1 protein-coding gene and 2 pseudogenes are annotated in these 642 nt (G+C 60.4%); 1 reads left to right on the forward strand and 2 read right to left on the reverse strand.

What is annotated here, in order from left to right; genetic code table 11:
• Window positions 1–200 (forward strand): transposase (locus EN749_RS36835; RefSeq protein WP_145991224.1); only part of this gene is annotated, 200 nt, incomplete at its 5' end.
• A gap of 15 nt (window positions 201–215) precedes the next feature.
• On the opposite strand, the pseudogene EN749_RS39335 reads toward EN749_RS36835, so the two are convergent.
• Together EN749_RS39335 and EN749_RS36845 are read right to left on the reverse strand one after the other, a co-directional pair.
• Window positions 216–497: pseudogene (locus EN749_RS39335) on the reverse strand (hypothetical protein); the annotation flags it as partial.
• Window positions 494–642, reverse strand: a pseudogene (locus EN749_RS36845) (ISNCY family transposase); the annotation flags it as partial. The pseudogenes EN749_RS36845 and EN749_RS39335, both read right to left, overlap by 4 nt.

Here is a 642-nt window from a genome sequence, read left to right on the forward strand (position 1 = left end):
TGGTCGAGATCATCCGTCGATCCGACGACCAGAAGGGCTTCCAGATCCTGCCCCGCCGCTGGGTCGTCGAACGGACCTTCGGCTGGATGACAAGATGGCGCCGCCTCGTGCGCGACTACGAGCAGCGCATCGACGTCTCGCAAGCCATGATCCTTGTCGCAATGGGCGGCAATCTCATCCGCCGAAACGCTCATCCGTGAATTTCAAAACGGACTCTAAGAAGCTGAGGAGGTCTCCTGTTGCGCGGTTGGAAGAACGAAATGGGTAGTCTCACATCCGAGGTCATGGAGTCTGCGGATGAGGCGTCGGATGGTGTTGTCACGCTGGCGCTGATCGAAGTGGCGCGGACCAAGATCGCGATAAGGCACGCCGTCGCGGAGCATGAAGTAGGCGGCGGTGAGCATCGAAGCGGCAACGGCCAGGATCGCCTTCTTGGCCCCACGCCGTGCCTTGAGGCGCAAGAATTGGGCATGCAAGTAGCTGGCCTTGACGCGTAGTCGAACGTGTTCTCGGAACCGGCGAAGCGCAGATGCAACAGCTTGCCGGTGGCATCATCGATGTAGACGAGCAGGGCGCATTTGGGACCGCGGTTCTCGAACCACCAATGGTGCGAGCCATCGATCTGCACCAACTCGCCAAGGC

This window comes from Mesorhizobium sp. M7A.F.Ca.ET.027.02.1.1 (assembly GCF_004022985.1).
In the GTDB taxonomy this organism is placed as follows: domain Bacteria; phylum Pseudomonadota; class Alphaproteobacteria; order Rhizobiales; family Rhizobiaceae; genus Mesorhizobium.